At 60.9% G+C, this 26,126-nt stretch carries 25 protein-coding genes; 11 read left to right on the forward strand and 14 right to left on the reverse strand.

Annotated elements, in window-relative coordinates:
* The first annotated feature begins 56 nt into the window (after positions 1-56).
* The 5 genes from EKA13_RS04030 to EKA13_RS04050 all read left to right on the forward strand — a co-directional run bounded on the left by EKA13_RS04030 (position 57) and on the right by EKA13_RS04050 (position 6,826).
* A complete protein-coding gene (locus tag EKA13_RS04030) occupies positions 57-2,345 on the forward strand; it encodes an ABC transporter permease subunit (protein ID WP_065758121.1) in 2,289 nt (762 codons plus the stop codon).
* 17 nt (positions 2,346-2,362) lie between these two features.
* Positions 2,363-4,033 carry a phosphate ABC transporter permease PstA gene (pstA, locus tag EKA13_RS04035; protein ID WP_065758122.1) on the forward strand — a complete coding sequence of 557 codons (1,671 nt, stop codon included), beginning with the start codon at positions 2,363-2,365 and terminating at the stop codon, positions 4,031-4,033.
* Between the two features lie 82 nt (positions 4,034-4,115).
* The gene (gene pstB, locus EKA13_RS04040) at positions 4,116-4,949 is read left to right on the forward strand and encodes a phosphate ABC transporter ATP-binding protein PstB (protein WP_065758123.1); all 834 of its coding nucleotides are present in this window, start codon (positions 4,116-4,118) and stop codon (positions 4,947-4,949) included.
* Positions 4,950-5,005: 56 nt separating this feature from the next.
* Positions 5,006-5,764 carry a phosphate signaling complex protein PhoU gene (gene phoU, locus EKA13_RS04045; RefSeq protein WP_065758124.1) on the forward strand — a complete coding sequence of 253 codons (759 nt, stop codon included), beginning with the start codon at positions 5,006-5,008 and terminating at the stop codon, positions 5,762-5,764.
* 162 nt (positions 5,765-5,926) lie between these two features.
* The gene (locus EKA13_RS04050; RefSeq protein ID WP_065758125.1) at positions 5,927-6,826 is read left to right on the forward strand and encodes a response regulator; all 900 of its coding nucleotides are present in this window, start codon (positions 5,927-5,929) and stop codon (positions 6,824-6,826) included.
* Between the two features lie 97 nt (positions 6,827-6,923).
* Here EKA13_RS04050 and EKA13_RS04055 read toward each other — a convergent pair whose 3' ends face one another.
* From EKA13_RS04055 to phoB, 3 genes are all read right to left on the reverse strand, one after another.
* Positions 6,924-8,264: a hemolysin family protein gene (locus EKA13_RS04055; RefSeq protein ID WP_065758126.1), complete on the reverse strand. Its 1,341-nt coding sequence runs from the start codon at positions 8,262-8,264 to the stop codon at positions 6,924-6,926.
* A 115-nt stretch (positions 8,265-8,379) separates the two neighbouring features.
* Complete coding sequence (gene phoR, locus EKA13_RS04060; RefSeq protein WP_245704301.1) at positions 8,380-9,654, reverse strand: phosphate regulon sensor histidine kinase PhoR; 1,275 nt, start codon at positions 9,652-9,654, stop codon at positions 8,380-8,382.
* Positions 9,655-9,751: 97 nt separating this feature from the next.
* Positions 9,752-10,441, reverse strand: a complete 690-nt coding sequence (phoB, locus tag EKA13_RS04065; protein ID WP_065758128.1) for a phosphate regulon transcriptional regulator PhoB — start codon at positions 10,439-10,441, stop codon at positions 9,752-9,754.
* Positions 10,442-10,587: 146 nt separating this feature from the next.
* Between phoB and EKA13_RS04070 the strand changes: the two genes are divergently transcribed.
* A complete protein-coding gene (locus tag EKA13_RS04070; RefSeq protein ID WP_065758129.1) occupies positions 10,588-10,962 on the forward strand; it encodes a COG4315 family predicted lipoprotein in 375 nt (124 codons plus the stop codon).
* Between the two features lie 32 nt (positions 10,963-10,994).
* On the opposite strand, the gene ubiA is transcribed toward EKA13_RS04070, so the two are convergent.
* Together ubiA and EKA13_RS04080 are read right to left on the reverse strand one after the other, a co-directional pair.
* On the reverse strand, positions 10,995-11,885 hold the full coding sequence (gene ubiA / locus EKA13_RS04075) for a 4-hydroxybenzoate octaprenyltransferase (RefSeq protein ID WP_065758130.1): 891 nt from the start codon (positions 11,883-11,885) through the stop codon (positions 10,995-10,997).
* Positions 11,885-12,448 (reverse strand): chorismate--pyruvate lyase family protein, encoded by a 564-nt coding sequence (locus tag EKA13_RS04080; protein ID WP_245704300.1) that lies wholly within the window; start codon positions 12,446-12,448, stop codon positions 11,885-11,887. The genes ubiA and EKA13_RS04080 overlap by 1 nt, the downstream gene beginning before the upstream one ends.
* A gap of 157 nt (positions 12,449-12,605) precedes the next feature.
* On the opposite strand from EKA13_RS04080, the gene EKA13_RS04085 reads away from it, so the two are divergent.
* The 4 genes from EKA13_RS04085 to EKA13_RS04100 all read left to right on the forward strand — a co-directional run bounded on the left by EKA13_RS04085 (position 12,606) and on the right by EKA13_RS04100 (position 14,999).
* Positions 12,606-12,773, forward strand: a complete 168-nt coding sequence (locus tag EKA13_RS04085) for a rubredoxin (protein WP_065758131.1) — start codon at positions 12,606-12,608, stop codon at positions 12,771-12,773.
* Positions 12,774-12,803: 30 nt separating this feature from the next.
* Positions 12,804-13,952 (forward strand): NAD(P)/FAD-dependent oxidoreductase, encoded by a 1,149-nt coding sequence (locus tag EKA13_RS04090; RefSeq protein ID WP_065758132.1) that lies wholly within the window; start codon positions 12,804-12,806, stop codon positions 13,950-13,952.
* A gap of 188 nt (positions 13,953-14,140) precedes the next feature.
* Positions 14,141-14,416 (forward strand): HU family DNA-binding protein, encoded by a 276-nt coding sequence (locus tag EKA13_RS04095; protein WP_065758133.1) that lies wholly within the window; start codon positions 14,141-14,143, stop codon positions 14,414-14,416.
* Between the two features lie 208 nt (positions 14,417-14,624).
* Positions 14,625-14,999, forward strand: coding sequence for a helicase (locus tag EKA13_RS04100; protein ID WP_065758164.1), 375 nt, complete (start codon positions 14,625-14,627; stop codon positions 14,997-14,999).
* Positions 15,000-15,022: 23 nt separating this feature from the next.
* Here the strand turns inward: EKA13_RS04100 and EKA13_RS04105 are convergent, their stop codons facing one another.
* The 6 genes from EKA13_RS04105 to exbB all read right to left on the reverse strand — a co-directional run bounded on the left by EKA13_RS04105 (position 15,023) and on the right by exbB (position 21,735).
* The gene (locus EKA13_RS04105) at positions 15,023-16,423 is read right to left on the reverse strand and encodes an aminoacyl-tRNA deacylase and HDOD domain-containing protein (protein WP_065758134.1); all 1,401 of its coding nucleotides are present in this window, start codon (positions 16,421-16,423) and stop codon (positions 15,023-15,025) included.
* 78 nt (positions 16,424-16,501) lie between these two features.
* Positions 16,502-18,577 (reverse strand): ATP-dependent DNA helicase RecG, encoded by a 2,076-nt coding sequence (recG, locus tag EKA13_RS04110; protein WP_065758135.1) that lies wholly within the window; start codon positions 18,575-18,577, stop codon positions 16,502-16,504.
* A gap of 6 nt (positions 18,578-18,583) precedes the next feature.
* Positions 18,584-19,504: a hydrogen peroxide-inducible genes activator gene (locus EKA13_RS04115; RefSeq protein ID WP_065758136.1), complete on the reverse strand. Its 921-nt coding sequence runs from the start codon at positions 19,502-19,504 to the stop codon at positions 18,584-18,586.
* Positions 19,505-19,597: 93 nt separating this feature from the next.
* Complete coding sequence (locus EKA13_RS04120) at positions 19,598-20,335, reverse strand: energy transducer TonB (RefSeq protein WP_065758137.1); 738 nt, start codon at positions 20,333-20,335, stop codon at positions 19,598-19,600.
* A complete protein-coding gene (exbD, locus tag EKA13_RS04125) occupies positions 20,332-20,757 on the reverse strand; it encodes a TonB system transport protein ExbD (RefSeq protein ID WP_065758138.1) in 426 nt (141 codons plus the stop codon). The genes EKA13_RS04120 and exbD overlap by 4 nt, the downstream gene beginning before the upstream one ends.
* A 3-nt stretch (positions 20,758-20,760) precedes the next feature.
* Complete coding sequence (gene exbB / locus EKA13_RS04130; RefSeq protein WP_065758139.1) at positions 20,761-21,735, reverse strand: tonB-system energizer ExbB; 975 nt, start codon at positions 21,733-21,735, stop codon at positions 20,761-20,763.
* A 192-nt stretch (positions 21,736-21,927) separates the two neighbouring features.
* Here exbB and EKA13_RS04135 point away from each other — a divergent pair, with 192 nt between their 5' ends.
* Positions 21,928-22,785 carry an SDR family oxidoreductase gene (locus EKA13_RS04135; RefSeq protein WP_065758140.1) on the forward strand — a complete coding sequence of 286 codons (858 nt, stop codon included), beginning with the start codon at positions 21,928-21,930 and terminating at the stop codon, positions 22,783-22,785.
* Between the two features lie 12 nt (positions 22,786-22,797).
* Here EKA13_RS04135 and EKA13_RS04140 read toward each other — a convergent pair whose 3' ends face one another.
* From EKA13_RS04140 to spoT, 3 genes are read right to left on the reverse strand one after another with little or no spacing between them, the layout of a single operon-like run.
* A complete protein-coding gene (locus EKA13_RS04140) occupies positions 22,798-23,529 on the reverse strand; it encodes a hypothetical protein (protein ID WP_065758141.1) in 732 nt (243 codons plus the stop codon).
* 59 nt (positions 23,530-23,588) lie between these two features.
* Entirely contained in the window at positions 23,589-23,969 is a 381-nt protein-coding gene (locus EKA13_RS04145) for a RidA family protein (RefSeq protein WP_043861567.1), read from the reverse strand.
* Positions 23,970-23,993: 24 nt separating this feature from the next.
* Positions 23,994-26,102 (reverse strand): bifunctional GTP diphosphokinase/guanosine-3',5'-bis pyrophosphate 3'-pyrophosphohydrolase, encoded by a 2,109-nt coding sequence (gene spoT / locus EKA13_RS04150; RefSeq protein ID WP_065758142.1) that lies wholly within the window; start codon positions 26,100-26,102, stop codon positions 23,994-23,996.
* Positions 26,103-26,126 lie beyond the last annotated feature (24 nt).

Below are 26,126 nucleotides of genomic sequence, written 5' to 3' on the forward strand. Positions count from 1 at the left end.
TTTTTGCGTCACTGCATTGTCATGTTTCTGTCATACGGGACCGCTAGGGTGTGCGCATGAATGATCTGGCCAACTCCACAATGACCCAAAATTCTCCCCCCGTGCGGATTGACTTCAATACGCCCGAATTGCAACGCAAGCGCCGTCTGCGCGCACTCAAGGATCGCCTGACCCGCTGGTATGTTCTGGTGGGCGGGTTGGCCGTGCTGGCCGCGATTACCTTGATCTTCTTCTACCTTGCGTACGTGGTCATGCCACTGTTCCAAGGTGCTGAACTGACCAGCAAGAAAGCGCTGACTCCAGCCTGGCTGCAACAGGATGCCGGCAAACCGCTGATGATCTCCCTGGAAGAGCAGAACCTTGTGGGGATGCGTGTTTCCGACAAAGGTCGAGTGCTGTTCTTCGACACCAAGACCGGTGACGAGCTGCAACACCTCGACCTGCCGTTGCCCGCCGATACCCAGGTAACTTCGATTGGTGTCGATCAGCCAGGCAACCCGCTGGTGGTGCTGGGCCTCTCCAATGGCCAGGCGCTGGCGTTCAGCCACAGCTACAAGATCACCTACCCGGACAACAAGAAAACCATCAGCCCAGCCATCGACTACCCCTATGGGCAAACACCGTTCACCCTTGATGACGAAGGGCGTCCGCTGGAACACGTGAGCCTGAACGTCAATGGCGACACGCTGGTGGTAGCAGGTTCGACCGGTTCACACCTGCAGGTGCTTTCGCTGGCCCGTGAAGAAAACATGATGACCGGTGAAGTCACCAGTGAGCAGAGCCGTATCGACCTGCCGCAGATGACCGAACCGGTGAAGGCCATCTTCATCGACCCACGCCAGCAGTGGCTGTACGTGCTGAACGGTCGTGCTCAGGCGGACGTCTTCAGCCTGCGCGAAAAGAGCCTCAACGGTCGTTACAAACTGCTCGACGACGGCAATGCCGAAGTCACTGCCAGCACTCAGTTGGTGGGTGGTATCTCGCTGATCATTGGTGACTCCAAAGGCGGTCTGAGCCAGTGGTTCATGGCCCGCGACCCTGATGGCGAGCAACGCTTCAAACGTATTCGCGACTTCAAGATGGGCACCGCCCCGGTGGTACAGATCGACGCCGAAGAGCGCCGCAAGGGCTTTGTCGCCCTGGACGCCAGTGGCAAGCTGGGTGTGTTCCACAGCACCGCCCACCGTACCCTGTTGATCGAGCCGGTCGCTGAAGGCGCGGGCATCCTGGCGCTGTCGCCACGTGCCAACCGGATCATCATCGAAGAAGGCAGCAAATTGCTGCCAGTGAGCCTGCGCAACCCGCACCCGGAAGTGTCCTGGAGCGCGCTGTGGAGCAAGGTCTGGTACGAGAACTATGACGAGCCGAAGTACGTCTGGCAGTCCACCGCGTCCAACACCGACTTCGAGCCCAAGCTGAGCCTGTCGCCACTGACCTTCGGTACCTTGAAGGCGGCTTTCTACGCCATGATCCTGGCAGCGCCGCTGGCGATTGCTGCAGCGGTCTATACCGCTTACTTCATGGCGCCCGGCATGCGTCGCAAGGTCAAGCCGGTGATCGAACTGATGGAGGCGATGCCGACGGTCATTCTCGGTTTCTTCGCCGGTCTGTTCCTTGCGCCTTACCTGGAAGGCCATCTGCCGGGTGTATTCAGCCTGTTGCTGCTGACACCGATTGGCATTCTGGTCGCCGGTTTTGCCTGGACTCGTCTGCCGGAGTCGATCCGCCTGCGAGTGCCGGATGGCTGGGAGAGCGCGATCCTGATTCCGGTGATCCTCCTGACCGGTTGGTTTGCCCTGTACATGAGCCCGTTCCTTGAAACCTGGTTCTTCGGCGGTGACATGCGCCTGTGGATCACCAATGACCTGGGCATCACCTACGACCAGCGCAACGCCCTGGTAGTCGGCCTGGCCATGGGCTTCGCGGTTATCCCGAACATCTACTCGATTGCCGAAGACGCCGTGTTCAGCGTGCCACGCAGCCTGACCCTGGGCTCCTTGGCTCTGGGCGCCACGCCATGGCAGACCCTGACCCGTGTGGTCATCCTGACCGCCAGCCCGGGGATCTTCTCGGCGCTGATGATCGGTATGGGCCGTGCGGTCGGTGAAACCATGATCGTGCTGATGGCCACGGGTAACACCCCGGTCATGGAGCTGAACCTGTTTGAAGGTATGCGCACCCTGGCGGCCAACGTCGCGGTGGAGATGCCGGAATCGGAAGTCGGTGGCAGCCATTACCGCGTGCTGTTCCTCGCCGCGCTGGTACTGCTGATGTTCACCTTCGTGATGAACACCTTGGCCGAGCTGATTCGCCAGCGTCTGCGCAAGAAATACTCGTCGCTTTGATAGGAAGGTAGAGATCCGTGAAAAAGGATTCCCTCAAAAGCTGGTTCAAGAGCGGCGCCCCTGGCGTCTGGATCAGCGGTGGCGCCGTGTCCATCGCGGTAATCATGACGATCGGCCTGTTGTCGGTGATCGCCGTGCGTGGCCTGGGTCACTTCTGGCCTGCTGATTTGGTTCAGACCACCTATAACGTGCCGGGCCAAGCCAGTCACATCGTTGTCGGCGAAGTGGTGCAAAAGGAAGAAGTACCCCGTGCACGTCTGAAGGGGGCCGGTTTGCCGGTGCCCGATGAAGGCCCGGAGTTCATGACCCGCGAGCTGATCAAGGTCGGTAACCGCGACCTTAACGGCACGGACTTTACCTGGGTGGTGGGCGAGTGGCTGACTGAGCAAACCACGCCGGTTGATCTGATTGCCCTTGAGCGTCGCGAGTGGGGCAACTTCTACGGCTACCTGGTCAGTGTCAAGGAGGACGGCAAGGTCGTCGCCGAAGGCCAGGCCGCCTGGAATGAACTGCAGGCACGCCTCAAGCGCGCCGATCAGTTGGCTGGCGAACTGCAGAAGCTCGAAAAAAAGGACATTGGTGCGATCAACTACGGTCTTGAGCGCCTGCGTCTGCATAGCCGTAAGCTGGAGCTCGACGGCAAGCTCGATGCTGCTGCGCAAGCGGATATCGAGAGTGAGCGTGCCGAGCTGAACAACCGCTACAAGGCCGTTGAGGACCGCCTCGGCAGCCTGCACCAGGCATTCGCCCGCGACAGCCTGGTGGCTCGCGATGCGAATGGCCGGGAAGTCGAGATCAACCTGAGCAAGGTGGTTCACGCTTACCAGCCAAACGCCATGGGCACGCTGACCAAGCTGGGCGTTTATTTCAGCAAGGTCTGGGAGTTCCTCAGCGACGATCCACGTGAAGCGAACACCGAGGGCGGGATCTTCCCGGCGATCTTCGGTACCGTGATGATGACCCTGATCATGGCCGTGATCGTCACGCCGTTCGGCGTACTGGCGGCGGTGTACCTGCGTGAATATGCACGTCAGGGCCCGGTCACGCGCTTGATCCGTATTGCGGTGAACAACCTGGCGGGTGTTCCGGCCATCGTTTACGGCGTGTTCGGCCTTGGCTTCTTCGTCTACGTGCTGGGCGGCTCGCTCGATCGGCTGTTTTTCCCCGAAGCGCTGCCGGCGCCGACCCTGGGTACTCCAGGCTTGCTCTGGGCTTCGTTGACACTGGCCTTGCTGGCAGTACCGGTGGTGATCGTCGCCACCGAAGAAGGCCTGGCGCGTATCCCGCGTACCGTGCGTGAGGGCTCGTTGGCCCTCGGTGCGACCAAGGCCGAAACGCTGTGGAAAATCGTTCTGCCAATGGCCAGCCCGGCGATGATGACCGGCATGATCCTGGCCGTTGCGCGTGCCGCCGGTGAGGTGGCGCCGCTGATGCTGGTAGGTGTGGTGAAACTGGCGCCGTCGTTGCCAGTGGACGGTAACTACCCGTACCTGCACCTGGACCAGAAAATCATGCACCTGGGCTTCCACATCTATGACGTGGGCTTCCAGAGCCCGAACGTCGAGGCTGCGCGGCCGCTGGTGTACGCCACCGCCCTGTTGCTGGTGCTGGTGATCGCCACCCTCAACCTTTCGGCGGTGTGGATCCGTAACCACCTGCGCGAGAAGTACAAGGCGCTGGACAGCTGATCGACAGTCCCCTGAATTGCAAGTGCCGCCCGGTCGCCGGGCGGTTCGATGAAACGAAATTGATAGCGTATGGAGTCTAACCATGCAGCATGAATCCCACGCCCACGGCATCGATATGTCGGCCCTGGGTCGCGACAAGCAGAGCCTGCGCCTGGCGGAAGAAACCGTTGCCATCGAAGTGCCGGGTTTGAGCCTGTACTACGGCGAGAAGCAGGCACTGTTTGACGTCAGCATGAATATTCCCAAGCAGCGCGTTACTGCCTTCATCGGCCCGTCCGGTTGCGGCAAGTCGACCCTGCTGCGAACCTTCAACCGGATGAACGATCTGGTCGACGGTTGCCGTGTCGAAGGCGCGATCAACCTGTATGGCAACAACATCTACCGCAAGGGCGAGGATGTCGCCGAGCTGCGTCGTCGCGTCGGCATGGTGTTCCAGAAGCCGAACCCGTTCCCCAAGACCATCTATGAGAACGTGGTCTACGGCCTGCGTATTCAGGGCATCAACAAGAAGCGTGTGCTCGACGAGGCCGTTGAGTGGGCGCTCAAGGGCGCGGCACTGTGGGATGAGGTCAAGGATCGCCTGCATGAGTCGGCGCTGGGTTTGTCCGGTGGTCAGCAGCAGCGTCTGGTGATTGCCCGTACCATCGCCGTTGAGCCGGAAGTCTTGCTGCTTGACGAACCGTGTTCGGCACTCGACCCGATCTCCACGCTGAAGGTCGAAGAGCTGATCTACGAACTGAAATCCAAGTACACCATCGTCATCGTCACCCACAACATGCAACAGGCTGCACGGGTATCGGACTACACCGCGTTCATGTACATGGGCAAACTGGTCGAGTTTGGTGATACCGACACCCTGTTCACCAACCCGGCGAAGAAACAGACCGAAGACTACATCACCGGTCGCTATGGCTAGGGCTCAGCGCCTGAACGCCGCCTGACCGTATTCACCGGATGCCCCAAGGATTCTCCATGATCGATAAAGACAGCCTTACCCATCACATCTCCCAGCAGTTCAACGCCGAGCTTGAAGAAGTGCGCAGCCACCTCCTGGCGATGGGTGGCCTGGTCGAGAAACAGGTCAACGACGCGGTGACCGCGCTGATCGAGGCCGACTCGGGCCTTGCCCAGCAGGTGCGTGAGGTGGACGAGCAGATCAACCAGATGGAACGCAACATCGACGAAGAGTGCGTACGCATTCTGGCCCGTCGACAGCCGGCTGCCTCCGACCTGCGTTTGATCATCAGCATTTCCAAGTCGGTGATTGACCTGGAGCGCATTGGTGACGAATCGACCAAGATCGCCCGTCGAGCCATCCAGCTGTGCGAAGAGGGCGAGTCGCCACGCGGTTATGTCGAAGTCCGTCACATTGGCGACCAGGTGCGTAACATGGTTCGTGATGCGCTGGACGCTTTCGCCCGCTTCGACGCCGACCTGGCGTTGTCGGTGGCCCAGTACGACAAGACCATCGACCGTGAGTACAAAACGGCGCTGCGCGAGCTGGTGACCTACATGATGGAAGACCCGCGTTCTATTTCGCGGGTATTGAGCGTGATCTGGGCGTTGCGCTCGCTCGAGCGTATCGGTGACCACGCACGCAACATCGCCGAGCTGGTGATTTATCTGGTGCGCGGCACCGACGTTCGCCATCTGGGCTTGGCAAGGATGAAAGAAGAGGTTCAGGGCGGCGCCGAAAAGGCTAATGTTCCCGGCAAATCGGACGATAAGTAAGACTGCCCCGAGAATGAACGCCCGGCCTTGGCCGGGCGTTTTCGTTTGCGGTCGAGCAAGTGAGGTGGCACCCCGCGAACGCAAGAGAGTCCCGGCGTGACCCGTTTTTGGCAGATGGCCATCAGTCAGCGTTATGCTAGCCGGGGTTGAAAAGGAGTGGCGATGAGTAAAGTCAGTGTTTTGGTGGTGGATGATGCGCCCTTCATCCGCGATCTGGTAAAGAAATGCCTGCGCAATGCCTTTCCCGGCATCGTGACCGAAGATGCGGTCAACGGTCGCAAGGCTCAGGCAATCTTGTCCCGTGAGGCCTTTGACCTGGTGCTGTGCGACTGGGAAATGCCGGAAATGTCGGGTATTGAGCTGCTGACCTGGTGTCGCCAGCAGGAGTCGATGAAGGCGTTGCCCTTCATCATGGTGACCAGCCGTGGCGATAAAGAAAACGTTGTCCAGGCTATCCAGGCTGGCGTTTCGGACTTTATCGGCAAGCCGTTCACGAACGAGCAGTTGCTGACCAAGGTCAAGAAAGCCTTGTCCAAGGTGGGCAAGCTCGACGCACTGCTGTCCAGCGCGCCGACCCGCGCCAACTCCGCGTTTGCCAATGATTCGTTGAGCGCCCTGACCGGCGGCAAGGCCGAAACCGTCAAGCCGACGGCTGCACCCGCGGTTGCCCCAGCCAAGCCGCTGATCAATGCACCCACGCCACAGGCCAAAGCGGCAGCTCCGGCCGGTCGTGGTCAAGGCCAACTGCGCTTGCCAAGTGGTACTCAGCCCTGTGTGATCAAGGCCCTGAGCCTCAAGGAAGCCCTGATTGTGGTGCGCCGCAGTGAGACACTGCCGCAAGTGCTGGAAGGCGCGGTGCTCGACCTGGAGCAGGGCGAAAGTGCTGAAACCGCACGCTTGAACGGCTACCTGCATGCGGTAGCGGCCTTGGAGCCAAGGCCGGACAGCGACTGGTTGCAGATTACGTTCCGTTTCGTCGACCAGGACGCGCAGAAGCTCGACTACGTTTCGCGGCTGATTGCCCGGGGTACGGCGCAGAAGCACTTCACCCCCGGCGCCTGATCCGCCTCGTCGACGCCTGTAGGGCCTGCTGCATGCCCTACAGGTCAGTTCTACCAGGCCATCCTGCGGGTTACCCTGCCGGTAACCCGCAGTGCGGTCAGTCGAGCTTGAGAACCTTGGCCAGCACGATCTTCGGCCCTTTCATCTTTTTGATGATGATTCGCAGGCCTTCGACTTCCAGCACTTCTTCCTCTTCCGGTACCCGCTTGAGGGTCTCATAGACCAACCCGGCGAGCGTTTCGGCTTCGATGTGGTCCAGGTCAACGCCAAGCAGGCGTTCAACCTTGAACAACGGCGTATCGCCCCGCACCAGCAGTTTGCCCGGTTGGTAGGCGAGAATGCCGCGTTCGGCCTTGCGGTGCTCGTCCTGAATATCGCCGACCAGCACTTCCAGTACGTCTTCCATGGTCAGGTAGCCGATGACCTTGCCGTCGGCTTCCTCGACCAAGGCGAAGTGCGCACCGCCCTGGCGGAACTGCTCCAGCAGTTGCGACAGCGGCATATGCCGGGAAACGCGCTCCAGTGGTCGGGTCAGCTCGGCCAGGTTGAAGGACTCCGGAATATGATCCAGGTCGGCCAGTTCCAGCAGCAGGTCCTTGATATGCAGCAGGCCGATAAATTCACCACGCTCCGTGTCATAGACCGGGTAGCGGCTGAACTTGTGTCGGCGGAACATCGCCAGGATGTCCTTGAGGGGGGCGTTGGCTTCCAGGCTGACCATGTCTTCCCGGGAGTTTGCCCAGTCGACGACTTCCAGCTCACCCATCTCCACTGCCGAGGCCAATACGCGCATGCCTTGGTCGCTTGGGTCTTGCCCACGGCTTGAGTGCAGGATCAGCTTGAGTTCTTCTCGGCTGTAGTGGTGCTCATGGTGTGGCCCAGGCTCGCCTTGGCCAGCGATCCGCAGGATGGCGTTGGCACTGGCGTTGAGCAGGTAGATCGCCGGGTACATCGTCCAGTAGAACAGGTACAGCGGCACGGCTGTCCACAGCGACAACAGCTCAGGCTTGCGAATGGCCCAGGATTTTGGCGCCAGCTCACCGACCACGATGTGCAGGTAGGAAATGACAAAGAAGGCACTGAAGAACGAGACCGCCTTGATCACTTCTGGCGACTGCACGCCAACGGCGCCCAGCAGGGGTTCGAGCAGGTGAGCGAAAGCCGGCTCACCGACCCAGCCCAGGCCCAGCGAGGCGAGGGTGATGCCGAGTTGGCAGGCCGACAGGTAGGCGTCCAGTTGGCTGTGTACGGTGCGTAGGATGTGCCCGCGCCAGCCATTCTTATCAGCGATGGCCTCGACCCGGGTCGAGCGCAGCTTGACCATGGCGAACTCGGCGGCAACGAAGAAGCCGTTGAGCAGAACCAGTAGCAGCGCGAAGAGAATCATGCCGAAATCGGCGAAGAGTGAAGCGAGGCTAAAACCAGCGGAAGGGTCCATGATGGATTTTTAAGGGGTCCGTCTTCTGAAGAAATAGAGAGATGCTGCGCCGACTTCTGTCGGCGCAAGTGGGCCAATGTAGCGGCTGAAGGCGCAAATGCCTAGTGGCGCGCGTTCAGGAGACGTTTTGCAGGGCCAGTTGTGTGGCCGCAAAATGGCAGGTAAAGGTGCTGCCGTGGCCCAGGACGCTGCTGATCTCCAGGCGACCACGATGGCGCAGCAGCACATGCTTGACGATTGCCAGGCCCAGGCCGGTGCCGCCGGTATTGGAGGCACGGCTGGAGTCGACCCGGTAGAAACGCTCAGTCAGGCGCGGCAGGTGCTTGGGGTCGATGCCGATCCCGGAGTCCTGCACGCTCAGGTGCGCACCTTGGCTATCGCTCCACCAGCGGATGCGGATCTGGCCGCCATCCGGGGTGTATTTCACGGCGTTGAAGATCAGGTTGGAAAAGGCGCTGCGCAGTTCTGCTTCGCTGCCTTTGAGGTACACGTCGCCTTCGGTTTCCAGCGTGATGTTCTGGTTGCGTTGCCCGGACAAGGCTTTGGCGTCACCTTTGATCGACTGCAGCAGGGCATTGATCGCCACCGGTTGGTTGTCCGAGGGGTAGTCGGTGGCTTCCAGCTTGGCGAGCAGCAGCAGGTCGTTGAGCAGGGTTTGCATCCGCCCACCTTGCTGCTGCATCTGTTGCAGCGCCCGTACCCAGCGCGGGTTGACGTCTTCGACGTTGTCCAGCAGGGTTTCCAGGTAACCGGCTATTACCGTCAGCGGTGTGCGCAGTTCGTGGGACACGTTGGCGACGAAGTCCTTGCGCATCTGTTCAAGCTGATGAATGCGGGTGACATCGCGCACGAGCATCAAATGCTCGTTGTTGCCGTAGCGGGTGATGTGCAGCTGCACGCGCAGGCGGTCATTGATCGGCGAGGGAATTTCCAAGGGTTCAAGGTAGTTCTCCTGTTCGAAGTACTCCTTGAAGCGAGGATGGCGAACCAGGTTGGTGACCGGTTGGCCGCTGTCCTGTGGGGTCTTGAGGCCCAGTAGGGTTTCTGCGGCACGGTTCCACCACTCCAGGTTACCGTCGCTGTCGAGCATGATCACCGCATCCTTCAGTGCGGCGGTCGACTCCTGAACGCGGTCGATGACCGCTTGCAGGCGTCCGCGAACGCGCTGATCGCGACGTTGCAGGTGATAGATGCTATCGAAAACCTCGCCCCACAGGCCGTAGCCATCGGGCGGCGCTTCGTCGACCTGATGCAGCCGCAGCCATTCGTGCAGGCGCAGGAGTTGCTTTAAGGTCCAGCCCAGATAGAGCCCCAGGCCCAGCGCCAGGCTCCATCCATAATAGCCGCTGACAAGGCCTGCCAGCAGGCAGACCGTGATCAACAGCAACATGTGGCGAATCAGTGTGCCATGCCAGTTCTGGTTCAATTAGCGGAACATCCTTTCCAGAGGCAGCTGCGCGCTGCAAGCCGATGCGCGCGTTGACGCTTCAGCTTTTAGTCGAAAAACGGTAGCCGGTGCCACGAACGGTTTGTACCAGATTCTCGTAGGCTTCACCCAGCGCTTTGCGCAGGCGACGAATATGCACATCGACAGTGCGCTCTTCAACGTAGACGTTTCCGCCCCAGACCTGATCAAGCAGCTGACCACGGGTGTAGGCGCGCTCCTGGTGGGTCATGAAGAACTGCAGCAAGCGGTATTCGGTCGGCCCCATTTCGGCAGGTTTGCCATCGATGGTTACGCGGTGGCTGATCGGATCGAGCAGCAACCCACCCACTTCGATGGGTGCTTCGCCGTCACTTGGGCCGGCGCGGCGCAACACGGCTTTGAGGCGTGCCACCAGCTCTCGTGGCGAGAATGGCTTGGTGATGTAGTCGTCAGCGCCGACTTCCAACCCCTGGATCTTGTTGTCTTCCTCACCCTTGGCAGTGAGCATGATGATCGGGATGTCGCCAGTCAGTTCATCGCGCTTCAGGCGTCGGGCCAGTTCGATGCCCGAGGTGCCAGGCAGCATCCAGTCGAGCAGGATCAGGTCGGGCTTGCGGTCGACGATGATGGCATGCGCCTGCTGCGAATTTTCTGCTTCAAGGCATTCATAGCCGGCCATTTCCAATGCAACGGCGATCATCTCGCGAATCGGCGCTTCGTCGTCGACGATTAGAATGTTTCTGCCAACCATGCTTTAACCTCTTACCATTCAGGTGTCTTGGCCCGCATTAGATAACGGAATTATTGCAGTCGTGTGACAGGTCGTAGGCGCTTGCAGCAACATTCTGTTACTGAGCTAGGCTTAAAGCTCACTCCCGAGAACAGAAGGTGGATCCAATGACACGACATACGCTGAACTGGATGGCGCTTTTCACGGTAGCGGCACTGGCCTTGCCGGGGGTGGCCTTGGCCGAATATGCCATGGAAAAGGACGGCATGCTTGTCGATGCACATGGCATGACCCTTTATACCTTTGACAAGGATATGGGGGGCAAGTCGATGTGCAGTGGTGAGTGTGCCAAGAACTGGCCGCCGCTGATGGTCAAGGCCGGCGAGAAAGCCGAGGGTGAATGGACGCAGATCAAGCGTGATGACGGTACGATGCAGTGGGCCTACGATGGCAAGCCGGTGTACACCTTTATCAATGACAAGAAAGCCGGCGATATGTTTGGCGACGGTATGAAGGACGTCTGGCACGTGGCCAAACCCTGAGCGCCGCCCAAATGCTGACCGCCCAAGGGCGGTCAGCGTAGTGCGTAGTCGAGCACGATACCGATAAACACCAGCAGGCCTGCCCAGTGGTTGTGCAGGAAGGCCTTGAAGCATGACTCGCGATCCAGTTTGCGGGTCGACCAGTATTCCCAGGCAAAGCACAGTGCCGCGGCCACCAGCCCCAGGTGGAACCAGCCACCGAGGCCGAAACGATTGCCGGCCATCAGCAGGCAGGCCAGCGACAACCCCTGAAGCGTCACAATGATGAACCGGTCGGCTTCGCCGAACAGGATGGCGGTGGACTTGACCCCGATTTTCAGGTCGTCATCACGGTCAACCATGGCGTAGTAGGTGTCGTAGCCTACGGTCCAGAGCAGATTGGCAATGTACAGAAGCCAGGCGATGGCCGGCAGCTCGCCGGTTTCGGCGGTGAAGGCCATGGGAATGCCCCATGAATAGGCCGCACCCAGGACTACCTGTGGGTAGTAGGTATAGCGCTTCATGAACGGGTAGCAGGATGCCAGCGCCACTGCGCCGAACGACAGCCAGACCGTGGTGGTATTGGTGCACAGCACCAGTGCGAAGCTTACGCCTACCAGCAGGGCGAACAACGTCAGGGCTTCGCGGCCGCTGATCTTGCCGCTGGCCAATGGCCGTTCGGCGGTGCGTTTGACATGGCCATCGACCTTGCGGTCGGCGAAGTCGTTGATCGCGCAGCCTGCTGCCCGCATCAGGACGACCCCGAGGGTGAAAATCAGCACGTTGGCCAGCGACGGCGAGCCCTTGCCGGCGATCCATATGGCAGACAAGGTCGGCCAGAGCAGCAGGTAGATGCCGATTGGCTTGTCCATCCGGCTCAGTTGGATGAAGTCCCAGGCACGGGGGTGCAGGCGATTGAGGGACTTGAGCAGGCTCAGGTACATCAGCAGTCCTCCTGACGGATATTCGCGGCGTGCCACAGCGCCGGTAGAAAAGTTTCAGCAACCAAAACGCTCAACGCGCCACGGTCGAAGCGAGAACGCCTTGCCCACAGTCGATCACAGGCAGCATCCGGCGGTAGCCAGGCCGAAGGGTAGCGGCATACTTCAATGGCCTGGCGGGTAAACCCGCGATCACAAAACAACAGTTCGCCGAGCGACCGACTGCCAAGGCTCTCCAGGTCCAGCCCATCCTCTTCCAGTGCACTGCGGGCCGCCACGCTGCGGGCGAACACCCAGGGCTGGTCTTGCCCGAGCAAGTACACTTCGCGTACCCAGCCTTCGCTGCCAGGTGCCAGCCCGAGTGCCTGGCACTCATCGTCGCGGAGCATCTGCCAGCCTTCGCAAAGGGGTGTCACGCAGAATTGATCGGCGGATAATTGAGTCAGTCGACGGGTCAGGGAACCTTGGTCGAACAACCAGTCGAGGGTTGGCGCGTCGACAGAGGCGGTCGGCAGCGACTGTGGCTGCCAGTACGGAGTAGGCGCTAGCGAAGTTTCGTACGGCACGGTAGGTATGCGGTTACAGGCCAGTGAGGTGGCGAGCTTAGCATGATTGCCCGTTCCGGCTTGCATCGTGGCGTCGCCCTCCAGTACAAAGCCTTCCTGATGGTCGCCACCGCACGTTGCAGAGCGACCACGCCAAGCCTGAGTAGGAACCTTAGCAATGAAAAAGTGGCAATGTGTGGTGTGTGGGCTGATTTACGACGAGGCCGAAGGCTGGCCGGATGACGGTATCGAGCCGGGTACCCGCTGGGAAGATGTGCCTGCAGACTGGTTGTGCCCGGACTGCGGTGTGGGCAAGAGCGATTTCGAAATGATCGCCATCGGCTGATCGATTTTTTAACGTACAAGGAAGCACTTCATGACGGCTCCAGTGGTGATTGTCGGTACGGGTCTTGCGGGATACAACCTCGCCCGTGAGTTTCGCAAGCTCGACGGCGAAACGCCGTTGCTGCTGATCACCGCCGATGACGGGCGCTCCTATTCCAAGCCCATGCTGTCCACCGGCTTTGCCAAGCAGAAGGATGCTGATGGCCTGAGCATGGCCGAGCCTGGCGCCATGGCTGAACAGCTCAAGGCGGAAGTGCGCACGCACACCCGTATCAGCGGCATCGATCCAGGGCACAAGCGGGTGTGGATTGGCGAAGAGGCCGTGGCCTATCGGGACCTGATCCTGGCCTGGGGCGCGGAAACCGTGCGGGTATCGGTTGACGGCGATGCGAGCGAGGCGATTTTCCCGATCAACGATCTGGAAGACTATGCGCGCTTTCGGGCTGCTGCCGCAGGCAAGCAGCGGGTGCTGATTCTCGGTGCCGGCCTGATCGGTTGCGAGTTCGCCAACGACCTGAGCAGTGGTGGTTATCAGGTCGAGCTGGTCGCGCCGTGCGAGCAGGTCATGCCCACCCTGCTGCACCCGGCGGCGGCCCGAGCCGTGCAGGCTGGCCTGGAGGGGTTGGGTGTGCGCTTTCACCTTGGCCCGGTACTGACCCGTCTGCAGCGCGCAGCGGATGGCCTGGAAGCCCACCTGTCCGATGGCCGAGTGATTGCCTGCGACCTGGTGGTATCGGCGGTCGGGTTGCGCCCACGTATTGATCTGGCTGCGGCGGCGGGCCTGTTGGTGAACCGTGGCGTGGTGGTCGACCGTACATTGCGCACCTCGCATGCGAACATCTACGCGCTGGGCGACTGTGCCGAAGTGGATGGGCTCAACCTGCTCTATGTGATGCCATTGATGAGCTGTGCACGTGCCTTGGCCCAGACCCTTGCGGGCACGCTGACAACGGTTAGCTATGGGCCTATGCCGATCACGGTGAAAACACCGGTATGCCCGCTGGTGATTTCACCGCCGCCGCGTGGCAGCGAGGGGCAATGGCAGGTCGAAGGGCAGGGTGCTGACCTCAAGGTGCTGTGCCATGATGCCGATGGGAACCTGTTGGGCTACGCACTGACCGGTACTGCGGTGATGGAAAAACTGGCGCTGAACCGCCAGTTGCCCGCGCTGATGGCGTGAATACCGGGCGTTTTGTCGGATTTACCTCTCCTTTGCCAACACAAAGGTCGCTCAGAGACTGGCGCGGCTTTGGGCGGCGTGCCATTCTCACACCCGTCTGCCGCAGTTTAGAGCCTGCGGCCCCTTGGGCGCTGCTCCCTGGGAGCAGCACGGCATAACAACAAAAAATCCGTCAAAGAGGCTTCACTATGCGTAAACCAGAACTCGCCGCAGCTATTGCTGAAAAGGCTGACCTCACCAAAGAGCAGGCCAATCGCGTGCTCAACGCCGTACTCGAAGAGATCACCAGCGCCCTGCACCGCAAAGACAGTGTGACCCTGGTGGGTTTCGGCACCTTCCTGCAACGCCATCGTGGTGCCCGTACGGGCAAGAACCCGCAAACCGGCGAGCCGGTGAAGATCAAGGCCAGCAATACCGTCGCGTTCAAACCTGGCAAGTTCCTCAAGGACAGCGTCAACCCATGATGCCTCCAGGCAACTGATGTCATGAAAAACGGGTGCCCAGGCGGCGCCCGTTTTTATTTGCCTGCTCCGGCGTGTTATTGAAACACACCGTTTTGGCGGCTTTCACGACAATTGCCGGGCGCCTTTGTGAAAAGCTGGAAGGCGTATGGTGTTTTCGCAGCGAGACTATAAACTGCTTCGCCAGTCACTTTTTAGCCGAGGCGTGCACATGAAGTTTCGCTTTCTTCTCTGGGCTCTGGGATTGCTCATGGCCAAGGCCAGTCGTAACAACCCAGCGTTCCAGCAGCAACTGACCGACAAGAACCTGGTGTTTCAACTGCAGACCCTGGATGGCAAGGTCGCTCGGCATTTCATCGTCAAGGACCTTCGCGTCAGCAGCAAGGCCGGCACCCATCCGCAGCCGGCGTTTGCGATAGCCTTCAAGGATGCGGCCTACGGTTTTGCCACGTTGCAGGCCAAGAACAAGCAGTTGGCTTTCATGCAGGGGATTCAGGACAAGAGCATTCAGATCAAGGGTAATCCGGCCCTGGTGGTCTGGTTCCAAGGCCTGACCAAGTTCCTGAAACCGAAAAAGCAGGCCTGACCGCCGAGGGCCAGGCCACGTGGTCAGGTCTGGTTGAACTGTGAGGCCAGCTCGCGCAACAGCGACTCGGCTTCAAGTACCTTGTTGACCACATCTTCGGCCTTGCTGCGGCTCATGCCCAGGCGCTCAAGCAACTCATCCGGGATGCTTTCTTCCGGCCCTGAGCCGATGCCGCGGGCGCGCAGCAGGCGAACGGCCAGGCAAACCAGGTTGGGGAATGCAGCGTGGTCACCGTCGTAATGTGGGTCATGCTGGAAGCGCAGGGCCGTGGCCAGTTCGTCCGGCAAGTCCCAGAAACGCACCAGCCAGGCACCGATCTGTTCGCGGCTGATGCCCAGCAGATGCTTCTCGACATAGCTGTGACACAGGTGCGGGTTGACCTCCAGATGCCGGCAGATCAGTGAGAAATGCGGCGGGAACACATGCGCCAGCAGCAGATAGCCAAAGTTGTGCAGTAGCCCGGCGAGGTAAGTCAGCCCAGCCTCCGGCCGCTCGGCACGAGGCATGGCGCGGGTCAGGCCTTCGATGACAGCTGCGGTGTAGATCGATTGCTGCCAGTACGGTGTGGTCTGTTGTGGGTGATCTTTGGGCAGGCTGAGGGTTTTGCCCAGGGCCAGACCGAGAGCCAGGTTGATCACCAGGTCGAAGCCCAGCACGCGGACGATGGCGTCTTCCACCGAGCGAATCTTGCCCGGTGAAGCGTAGTACGGTGATCCTGCCCAACTGACTACCTGAGCAGCCAGTGCCGGATCGGTTTCCACTACGCCGGTGATGTCGTCGATGGTGGCGTTGGGATCGACCCGCAACTTGATGATTTTCTGCGCCGTTTCTGCCAGCGGTGGAATCTCGATGGTCGATTCCAGACGCTGCTGGATGCGCCGTGCGGTGAACGCATGGACAGCCTGGGTGATCTCCTCGCGGTCATCATCCGGGCGGTCGAGGTTGGGCTGAATACTGCTCAGCAGTTCGCCGAAGCGCCCGGCACTGGCCTTGCTGAGCATTCTCTTGAACGTGTCACGTTCAATTTCCAGCAGCACGCCGGCTTCACCTGAATGAATCAGCAGGCTCGGCACGTCCAGCAAGCTTTCTTCGTACAGGCAGGGCGAACTGGTAAGGGCCGGAATGCCCGGCAGAATCTTCAGGCCGTGCTTGGCCAGCATCTGCTCCAGGCGTTTCAACGGCACGGCGGCAAGATCACGCCCGGTCAGTTCGGTAAGGCGCTTGAGGTCCAGTAGCTGGTTCTGCGGAAACAACACCATCAGCGCACCGACTGCATCGTCGAGCAGTACAGCCTGCACCCGACGCTCGGGCGGCAGCTGTGGGTGCTCGGTCACTTCACGGTAGGCGATATCCAGTTTGTCGAGCAGCAACCGGATAACAGACGGGGCTTGGGGGGTTGCGGCGTCCAGTGCAACTTCAGTCATGGTCTGTATCCAAATTCTTTACAGTCGCGAGAGTATAACCAGCTTGCACCGTGAGCTGGATCGATTCCGTCGGGCGGATTACACCTGGCCATACTGCTGGCCATGGCGCAGCCAGCGTTCGAGCAGCGGGCTGACATGTGTTGGCCAACGAGCCAATAGTGCCTGTGCCGCATCGCGCACAGCAGGCAGCAGGTCGGCGTCACGCATCAGGTCGGCGACCTTGAACTGCAGCAGGCCGGTCTGACGGGTACCCAGCATCTCGCCAGGACCGCGCAGCTCAAGGTCTTTTTCGGCGATGACGAACCCGTCGTTGGTTTCCCGCATGATTCCCAGGCGTTCGCGGCCGATCTGCGACAACGGCGGATGGTAGAGCAGCACACAGTGGCTGACGGCACTGCCACGGCCCACGCGCCCGCGCAACTGGTGCAATTGGGCCAGGCCAAGGCGTTCGGGGTTTTCGATGATCATCAGGCTGGCGTTGGGGACGTCTACGCCGACTTCGATGACCGTCGTCGCCACCAGCAGTTGCAGACGGCCTTCCTTGAATTCGGCCATGACGGCGGCCTTCTCCGCAGGTTTCATGCGCCCGTGAATCAGGCCGACGCGCAATTCGCCCAAGGCGCTGCTGAGTTCTTCAAAGGTGGTTTCGGCGGCCTGGCAGGTCAGCTCCTCGGACTCTTCGATCAGGGTGCAGACCCAGTAGGCTTGACGGCCTTCAGCGCAGGCGGCGCGCACGCGCTCGACCACTTCAAGGCGGCGGCTGTCGACCACCAGTACGGTGTTGACCGGGGTACGTCCAGGCGGCAGCTCGTCGAGGATCGAGGTGTCCAGGTCGGCATACGCGCTCATGGCCAGGGTGCGTGGAATGGGTGTTGCGGTCATGATCAATTGATGGGGGCAGAGCCGGCCACCCACGCCTTTCTGGCGCAAGGCCAAGCGCTGCTGGACACCGAAGCGGTGCTGTTCGTCGATGATCACCAGCGCCAGGTTGTGGAACTTTACTTCGTCCTGGAACAGGGCGTGGGTACCGACCACCATCGGTGCGCCGCCTGCGATCTGCTCCAGGGCCGAAGCGCGTGCCTTGCCTTTGAGCTTGCCCGCCAGCCAGGCGACTTCGATGCCCAGCGGCTCCAGCCAGCGCTTGAAGGTAATGAAGTGCTGCTCTGCCAGAATCTCGGTCGGCGCCATCAGTGCCACTTGGTAGCCGGCCTCCAAGGCCTGCAGGGCGGCGAGCGCAGCAACAACGGTCTTGCCAGCGCCGACGTCCCCCTGAACAAGCCGCAGCATGGGCTCGGGTTGGCTCAGGTCGTAGGCAATCTCGTTGCCGACCCGCTGTTGGGCGCCGGTGGGAGCAAAGCCCAGGTTGGCCAGGTATTGCTGTGGCAGCCGGCTGGCCTTGGGCAGTGCGGGAGCCCGTTGGGCCCTGAGGCTTTCGCGCAGGCGCTGCTGGGATAGTTGATGGGTCAACAGCTCTTCAAAGGCCAGGCGGTGCTGAGCCCAGTGCTGGCCCAGGGCGAGTTCGTCGACGTCGGCATCGGCGGGAGGGTGATGCAGGTAGCGGATCGCATCGTCCAGCGGCGCCAGTTGGTAGTCGCGGGCCAGCTCCTCGGGTAACCAGTCGGGCAGGCTGCGCGGGCCAAGCATCGCCAGGCTCTGTTGGCAGAGCTGGCGCAGACGCTGTTGGGTCAGGCCTTCGGTGGTGGGGTAGATCGGTGTCAGGGTCTGTTCCACCGGTGCCGGTTCATCGCCTGTAAGGGCGCGGTACTCCGGGTGGTAGATCTCCAGCCCTGATGCGCCCGGACGGGCCTCGCCGTAGCAGCGCAGGTGCGTTCCGCGCTTGAGGCCTTCCTTCTGCGCATTGCTGAAATGATAGAAGCGCAGGCTCAGCACGCCACTGCCGTCGCCTAGACGCACCAGCAGGCTGCGGCGTTTGCCCATGACCACGTCGGCACCGCTGACCACCCCTTCGATCACGGCGTCCTGGCCAGGGCGCAAGGCCCCGATCGGGACGACCCGGGTGCGATCCTGATAGCGCAGTGGCAGGTGGAAGAGCACATCCTGAAGGTTTTCCAGACCGACCTTGGCGAGCTTTTCCGCCATGGCTTCGCCTACGCCCTTCAGCGCAGTGACCGATACCTTGGACAACTCGGTCATGGCTGCTTACTGGCTGACGGGTGGCTTGGCCACCGAGCACAGGCGGATCGAGTCGGCGAGGATCTCGATAGCCTTTGGCCGCGGGAAGCTCGCACGCCAGGCAATGGCCACGGTGCGAAACGGCGCTGGCGGGCTCAACGGGCGAACTTCAATGATGCCGGGTGCATAGTGATGACTGTGGACCGCCGACAGTGGCAGCACCGAGACACCGAGGCCGGAGGCGACCATATGACGGATGGTTTCCAGCGAGCTGGACTCGACCGTGGTGTGCTTGGCCGCATCGCTGCCCTTGTTCAGGGTGGGACAGGCTTCCAGTACCTGGTCTCGGAAGCAGTGACCTTCGCCCAGCAACAGCAGGCTCTTGTCGTTGAGCAGGCTGGCATCGATGGTTTGCTTCTGCGTCCAGGGGTGCTCGCTGGGCATCAGTACGTAGAACGGTTCGTCGTACAGCGGCAGGGTCAGCACATCGGCTTCATTGAACGGCAGGGCAACGATCACCGCATCCAGTTCGCCATTGCGCAGCTTGTCGCGCAGCACGTGAGTGAAGTTTTCTTCAATGTACAACGGCATCTGCGGGGCGACCCGGTGCAGTTGCGGAATCAGGTGCGGAAACAGGTAGGGGCCGACGGTGTAGATGGCGCCGACCTTCAGCGGTGCAGTCAGCTGATTTTTGCCTGCCTGGGCCAGCTCGCGGATGCCTTGAGCCTGCTCCAGTACTTTCTGGGCTTGCGCGACGATGCTTTCACCCACCGGCGTGAGGCGCACGGCGCTCTTGCTGCGCTCGAAAATCAGTACGCCAAGCTCGTCCTCCAGCTTTTTCACGCCCACCGACAGGGTCGGTTGGCTGACATGGCAGCGCTCGGCGGCGTGGCCGAAGTGCTGCTCCTGAGCGAGGGTGACGATGTAGCGTAATTCTGTAAGGGTCATAACGTGCGTCCAAGAAGTTGCGGCCCCAGCATAGCGGCTGCACTCGATAGACGCACGTTATCAGACTTGCCTGTTTATGACAGGATTACCCGTTCAGCGTCTGTCCAGCGAGTAAACGAATGGGGCAACCACTTCGATACTGCCATTGTTGAGAAGCTCTTTTGGCGGCGCGGGTACCGGTTGAGCCTTGCGGATCATGTCCAGCGTCGCACGGTCCAGCGCTGCACTGCCCGAACCAGCGGCCAGGGAGTAGGACAGAATCCTTCCTTCGCCATCGACCACGAAACGTAGCCGGTTGATGCCTTGCAGCCCACGTCGACGCGCGTCTTCCGGGTAGCGCTTGTACTTGCCCAGATGGCGCAACAGGTCGCTTTGCCACGTGGGCAAGGCGTTGCTGTTGCTCGCGATGCTCGGCTTGGGCGCGGCGGATTGCTGCGCGGGCGCGGTGCTCGGCGGTGTATCGACGGCTTTCTCTTCTGCCGGCTTTTGCTCCACAGGCTCCGGCTTTTTCTCCGGTTTCGGTGGTTGTGGCTTCGCCTTTGGCTTGTCCGGTTTTGGTACGGCGATCTTCGGCTTTGGCGCCTCGGCCAGTTTCGGCATTGGCGGGGCTTCGACCGGTGCCGGTGGCTGTGGCGGTGTCACGACCTTGGGCGGAGGCGGTGGTGCCGGCTCCGGCATCGGGGCCATTGCAACCATCATTGCTGCCGGTGGCAGCTCAATGGCCTGAGGCACCGACCAGTTGAGCATCAGCAGGACGGCAACGGCATGCACCGCCAGCACAATCGCCAGGCTACCGCCGTAACGCGTCAGTTTATGCCGCGTCTTGATCATTTCTTGGCTGCCGTCTCAAGTCCGACCAGGCCGACCTTCAGGTAGCCGGCCGCCCGCAGGGCATTCATCACCTCCATCAGGTCTCCGTAGTCGACGCCTTTGTCGGCCTGGAAGAAGATGGTGGTGTCCTTGTCGCCTTTGGTCCTGGCGTCGAGTACAGCGCCGAGTTGCTCACGCTGAACCTGCTCGTCGCCGACATACAGGTTTTGATCGGCCTTCACGCTGAGGAAGACCGGTTTCTCCGGCCGCGGTGCCGGCTTGGCCGTGGAGGCGGGCAGATCGACCTTGATATCGACGGTGGCCAGGGGAGCTGCGACCATGAAGATGATCAGCAGCACCAGCATCACGTCGATGAACGGCGTGACGTTGATTTCGTGGTTTTCGGCGAGATCGTCGCCGCCCTCGTTAAGATGCAGGCCCATCGCTTACCCCACTTTCACCATGTGTGGCTGAGCGATACGCTCGCCTGGCTGTTGGTCCAGATCGCGGCTGACCAGCAGCAGTACCTGGGCCGACGCGTCGGAAACCTGTGCCTTGTAGCCGGCGATGGAGCGGGCGAAGACGTTGTAGATGACCACCGCAGGAATCGCTGCAACCAGGCCCAGGGCCGTCGCCAGCAGGGCTTCGGCGATGCCGGGGGCGACCACAGCCAGGTTGGTGGTCTGGGTCTTGGCGATGCCGATGAAGCTGTTCATGATGCCCCAGACCGTACCGAACAGCCCGACGAAGGGGGCAGTGGAGCCGATGGTTGCCAGCACGCCGGTGCCGCTGCTCATGTTGCGACCGCTGGCGGCGACCAGGCGCTCCAGGCGGAAGCTGACACGCTCCTTGATGCCTTCTTTCTCGCGGGTATTGGTCGAAAGGCGCATTTCTTCGAGGGCATCATGGACCAGCAGGTGGGCCAGGGTGCCTTCGGTATTGGCAACGCCGCTGGCTTCCTTGAGGCTCAAGGATTTCTTCAGCAGGGCGATGTCACCCCGCAGGCGACGTTTGGCGCCCATCAGCTCCAGGCCTTTGGCAATCCAGATGGTCCAGGTGATGATCGAGGCAATGGCCAGACCGATCATGACCGCCTTGACCACCACGTCGGCGTTTTTGTACATGCCCCACGGCGACAGATCGTGGGCCATGCCCAGGCTGGTGTCTTCGGCAACGGCTGCTGCACCTTCGCTGGCGTGGCCTTCTACGGGTGCTACGGCAGGGGCGGCGGATTCGGCAGCTGTTTCGGCGCCAGGCGTAGCGGGTGCAGCAGGGGCAACCGCTGCCGCTGGCGAGCTGTGTTGTACAGCTGGCTCATCGGCCATGGCCGCAGGCGCCAGTACCAGGCTGAACATCAGCGCGGCGATAGTGCGCCAGGCGCGCGACGGGGTTGGCAAAGCGGAAGAAGGGATACGTGTCATGCTGGCCCGACCTGATGAAAAAGAAAGAGGTGGATGCTCTCCAGGCCTCGAGGCAGGCCGAGAACAAATTGGGTTGCCATTATTGCAAGTAATTCTTGTTAGCAAAAGTAATAAAGTAACTTTCTTCCATATTCTCTAGCTACCTATCGATTTTCGCAGATAGGCTGTGCCTTTGATAACCGGAGTTTCGAGATGTCTGCGCCCTCTGTTTTGATTGTCGGTTGTGGCGATGTCGGTGGCCGCCTGGCGACCCAATTGCAAGCTGCGCACTGGCAGGTAAGCGGCCTGCGCAGAAACATCGCGCAGTTGCCTGCAGGAGTCAGCGGAATTGCTGCTGACCTGAGCAATGCCTCGTGCCCTCCCGCCTGGCCGAAGGTTGCGCCGGACTATCTGGTCTATTGCGTGGCGGCTAGCCAGCACGATGAGGCGGGTTATCGGGCGGCGTATGTCGATGGCTTGCGGCATGTGCTGGGTTGGCTTGGCGAGCAGGGGCAGCAGCCACGACGGTTGCTGTTTGTGTCCAGTAGCAGTGTCTATGCGCAAAAGGATGGGGAGTGGGTTGATGAAACCTCGGCCACTGAACCTGAGGGCTATTCGGGGCGGCTGATGCTCGAAGCCGAGCAGGTGGCCTTGAACAGCGCCGTACCGGCGACGATTGTGCGTCTGACCGGCATCTATGGCCCTGGGCGTGAGTGGTTGTTGACGCAGGTGCGCCAAGGTTACCGGGTGACCGAGACGCCGCCGTTGTATGGCAACCGGATTCATGCCGAGGACGCTGCCGGGTTGCTGGCGTACCTGTTACAGGCGGACAGCGAGGGGCGAGCGTTGGAAGATTGCTACATCGGTGTGGACGACGCGCCAGCACCACTGTTCGAGGTGGTGGCCTGGTTGCGGGAATACCTGGGTGTCACCCAATGGTCGGAACAGGAGCGCGTGCGGCGCACAGGCAGCAAGCGCTGCCGGAACGCGCGAGCACGCTCGCTGGGTTGGGTCCCGCGTTACCCGAGTTATCAGGAAGGCTACGCGGCAATCCTTGCAGGGCGCGATTGACGCGCCCCGGGTTTACTTACGCTCCAGCAGCCAGCGGCGGGCGCCTGGACGAAGTTCAGGCATCTCGTCGTCGCGGGCCTGGTTGATGGCCTGGAAAATTTCCAGTGTCTTGCCATCACGCTTGAAGATCCACGGGCTACCCTGCTGGTTCTTCTCCAGCCACAGGCTGTCGTACTCGCCGGTCATGGTGGCGCAGTCGCCGTCCAGGCACAGGGCGTAGCGGTCCAGGTTCGGCATGCCCTCGAGGCTGCCATTGGGGCTGAACTTCATGGTCGCGCCTTGGCCTGGGCCTTCGACGATTGACCAGTCACCTTTGAGGTAGGCCTCATAGAGGGCCAGTTCAAACGTCGTGCGGGGCGGTGCGTCGAGCTGTGGCTTGTCGGCTTTATGGAAGCGCTGCTCTGGGTCGTTTTCGCTGGCCGCCTGGACCAGTTCGTCGCCATCCAGGGTCAGGCCAATGCTGTAGTTGGGATAAAACACAGCGTTCCAGCCCTTGTCGGCGGGCTGCAGTTTAGCTTCGCTGAGTTCAAAGCCGCTGGTAACCAGGGCCTGGTTGGCGGCGGTATTGATACGCCACTCCAGGTTCGGGCCGTTGCTTTGCAAGGCCTGACGCAGGTTGCCGCCTTTGGCGGCCGCATTGATGGCGTTCTGGTTGATCCAGATGCCGTTGAAATCTTCAGGTTTATGACTGGCGCAGCCACCGAGCAGGGCGGCAACAAACGACAGGACGAGCGCGTAGCGCATGGCGGGGTCCTTTCAGGGAAAAGCGATGGCGAACCCTGCAAGGTTCGCCATCTGGGGCATTACTCGAGGACCAGGATCGCGTCCATTTCTACTTGCGAGCCGCGAGGCAGTGCGGCAACGCCGATGGCGGCGCGAGCAGGGTAAGGCTGTTCGAAGTAGCGGCCCATGACTTCGTTGACCTTGGCGAAGTGGCTCAGGTCAGTCAGGAAGATGTTCAGCTTGACGATGTCCTTGAACGAACCGCCAGCAGCTTCGGCGACGGCTTTCAGGTTCTCGAACACCTGGACGGTCTGGGCTTCGAAGCCTTCAACCAGTTCCATGGTTTTTGGATCGAGCGGGATCTGCCCGGACATGTAAACGGTGTTGCCGGCCTTGATCGCCTGAGAGTAGGTGCCGATGGCCGCTGGGGCCTTGTCACTGGTGATGACGGTCTTGGTCATGGATGACTCCTTGCTGTTGTCGGGCTACGTGCGCATGCGGGTGATGCGAATCACACCAGTCAGTGCACGCAGTTTCTTGATCACGCGGGCCAGGTGTACGCGGTCGTGTACGCTGACCACCAGTTGGACCACGCTGATGCGACCATCGCGTTCGTCCATGCTGATTTTCTCGATGTTGCCGTCGGCAGCGTTGACGCTGCTGGCTAGCAGGGCAATCAGGCCGCGCTGGTGTTCCAGTTCGACGCGCAACTCCACATTGAATTCGCCGGTGACGTCCTTGGCCCAGGAGAGCTGGATGCACTTTTCCGGGTTGTGGCGGATTTCGCTGATGTTGCGGCAGTTTTCCAGGTGCACGACCATGCCTTTGCCGGCCGACAGGTGGCCGACGATGGGGTCGCCCGGAATCGGTGTGCAGCATTTGGCATAGCTCAGCACCAGGCCTTCGGTGCCGCGGATGGCCAGCGGGCCTTCAGGGCTTGGCAACTGCTCGCCTTCGCTGGACAGCAGGCGGCGAGCCACGACATAGGCCATGCGATTGCCCAGGCCGATGTCTTCGAGCAGGTCTTCGATCAGTTCCAGGCGGTATTCGCTGAGCATGGCCTGGATGCGTTCCTGAGGGATTTTCTCCAGTGCGCTGTCGAAACCATGGAGCACTTTGTTCAGCAGGCGCTCACCAAGGCTGATCGACTCGGAGCGGCGTTGTAGCTTGAGCGCGTGACGGATGTGCGTACGGGCTTTGCCGGTCACCACGAAGTTGAGCCAGGCCGGGTTTGGCCGTGCCCCTGGCGCACTGACGATCTCGACGGTCGAGCCGCTCTGCAGTGGCTCGGATAGCGGTGCCAGGCGACGATTGATACGGCAGGCAATGCAGCTGTTGCCGACGTCGGTGTGCACGGCATAGGCGAAGTCGACCGCCGTGGAGCCCTTGGGTAGCTCCATGATGCGGCCTTTGGGCGTGAACACGTAGACCTCGTCCGGGAACAGGTCGATCTTCACGCTCTCGATGAATTCAAGGGAGTTGCCTGCACGTTGCTGCAACTCCAGCACGCCCTTGACCCACTGACGGGCACGGGCATGGGTACTTTTTGGCTGTTCGTCGTCACTGGATTTGTACAGCCAGTGGGCGGCGATACCGTTGTTGGCCATCTCTTCCATTTCGCGGGTGCGGATCTGGATTTCGATGGGAACACCGTGCATGCCGAACAGCGTGGTGTGCAGTGACTGGTAGCCGTTGGCCTTGGGGATCGCGATGTAATCCTTGAAGCGACCCGGCAGCGGCTTGTACAGGTTGTGAACTGCACCGAGTACGCGGTAGCAGGTGTCGACCTTGTCGACGACGATGCGGAACGCGTAGACATCCATGATCTCGTTGAAGGCCCGGCGTTTGCCGCGCATCTTTTTGTAGATGCCATAGAGGTGTTTCTGTCGCCCGCTGACTTCGCCTTCGATCCCGTCGACCGCCAGGCAATGGCTGAGCGATTCTTCGATCTTGTTGACGAGTTCCTTGCGGTTGCCGCGGGCGCGTTTCACCGCCTGATGGATGCGTGCGGAGCGCATCGGGTACATGGCCTTGAAACCCAGGTCTTCGAATTCCACGCGCACGGCGTGCATGCCCAGGCGGTTGGCGATGGGGGCGTAGATTTCCAGGGTTTCCTTGGCGATGCGTCGGCGCTTCTCGCCGGACAGCACTTCCAGGGTGCGCATGTTGTGCAGGCGGTCGGCCAGCTTGACCAGAATCACGCGGATGTCCCGGGCCATGGCCATGGCCATTTTCTGGAAGTTTTCCGCTTGGGCCTCGGCCTTGGTTTCGAAGTTCATCTGGGTCAGCTTGCTGACCCCGTCGACCAGTTCGGCGACAGTTTCGCCAAATTGCGCTGAAAGCGCTTCCTTGGCGATACCGGTGTCTTCGATCACGTCGTGCAGCATGGCGGCCATCAGGCTCTGATGGTCCATGTGCATGTCGGCAAGAATGCTCGCTACCGCAAGGGGATGGGTAACGTAAGGTTCGCCGCTGCGACGGCGTTGGCCATCGTGGGCTTGTTCGGCGTAGAAATACGCTCGGCGCACCAGGTTGACCTGGTCAGCGCCGAGGTAGGTCGACAGGCGATCGGCAAGGGCATCTATGCTCGGCAACGTACTACCTCCTGCCGATGGCTG

Origin of the sequence: Pseudomonas defluvii, assembly GCF_001695625.1 — a bacterium.
Lineage (GTDB): Bacteria > Pseudomonadota > Gammaproteobacteria > Pseudomonadales > Pseudomonadaceae > Aquipseudomonas > Aquipseudomonas defluvii.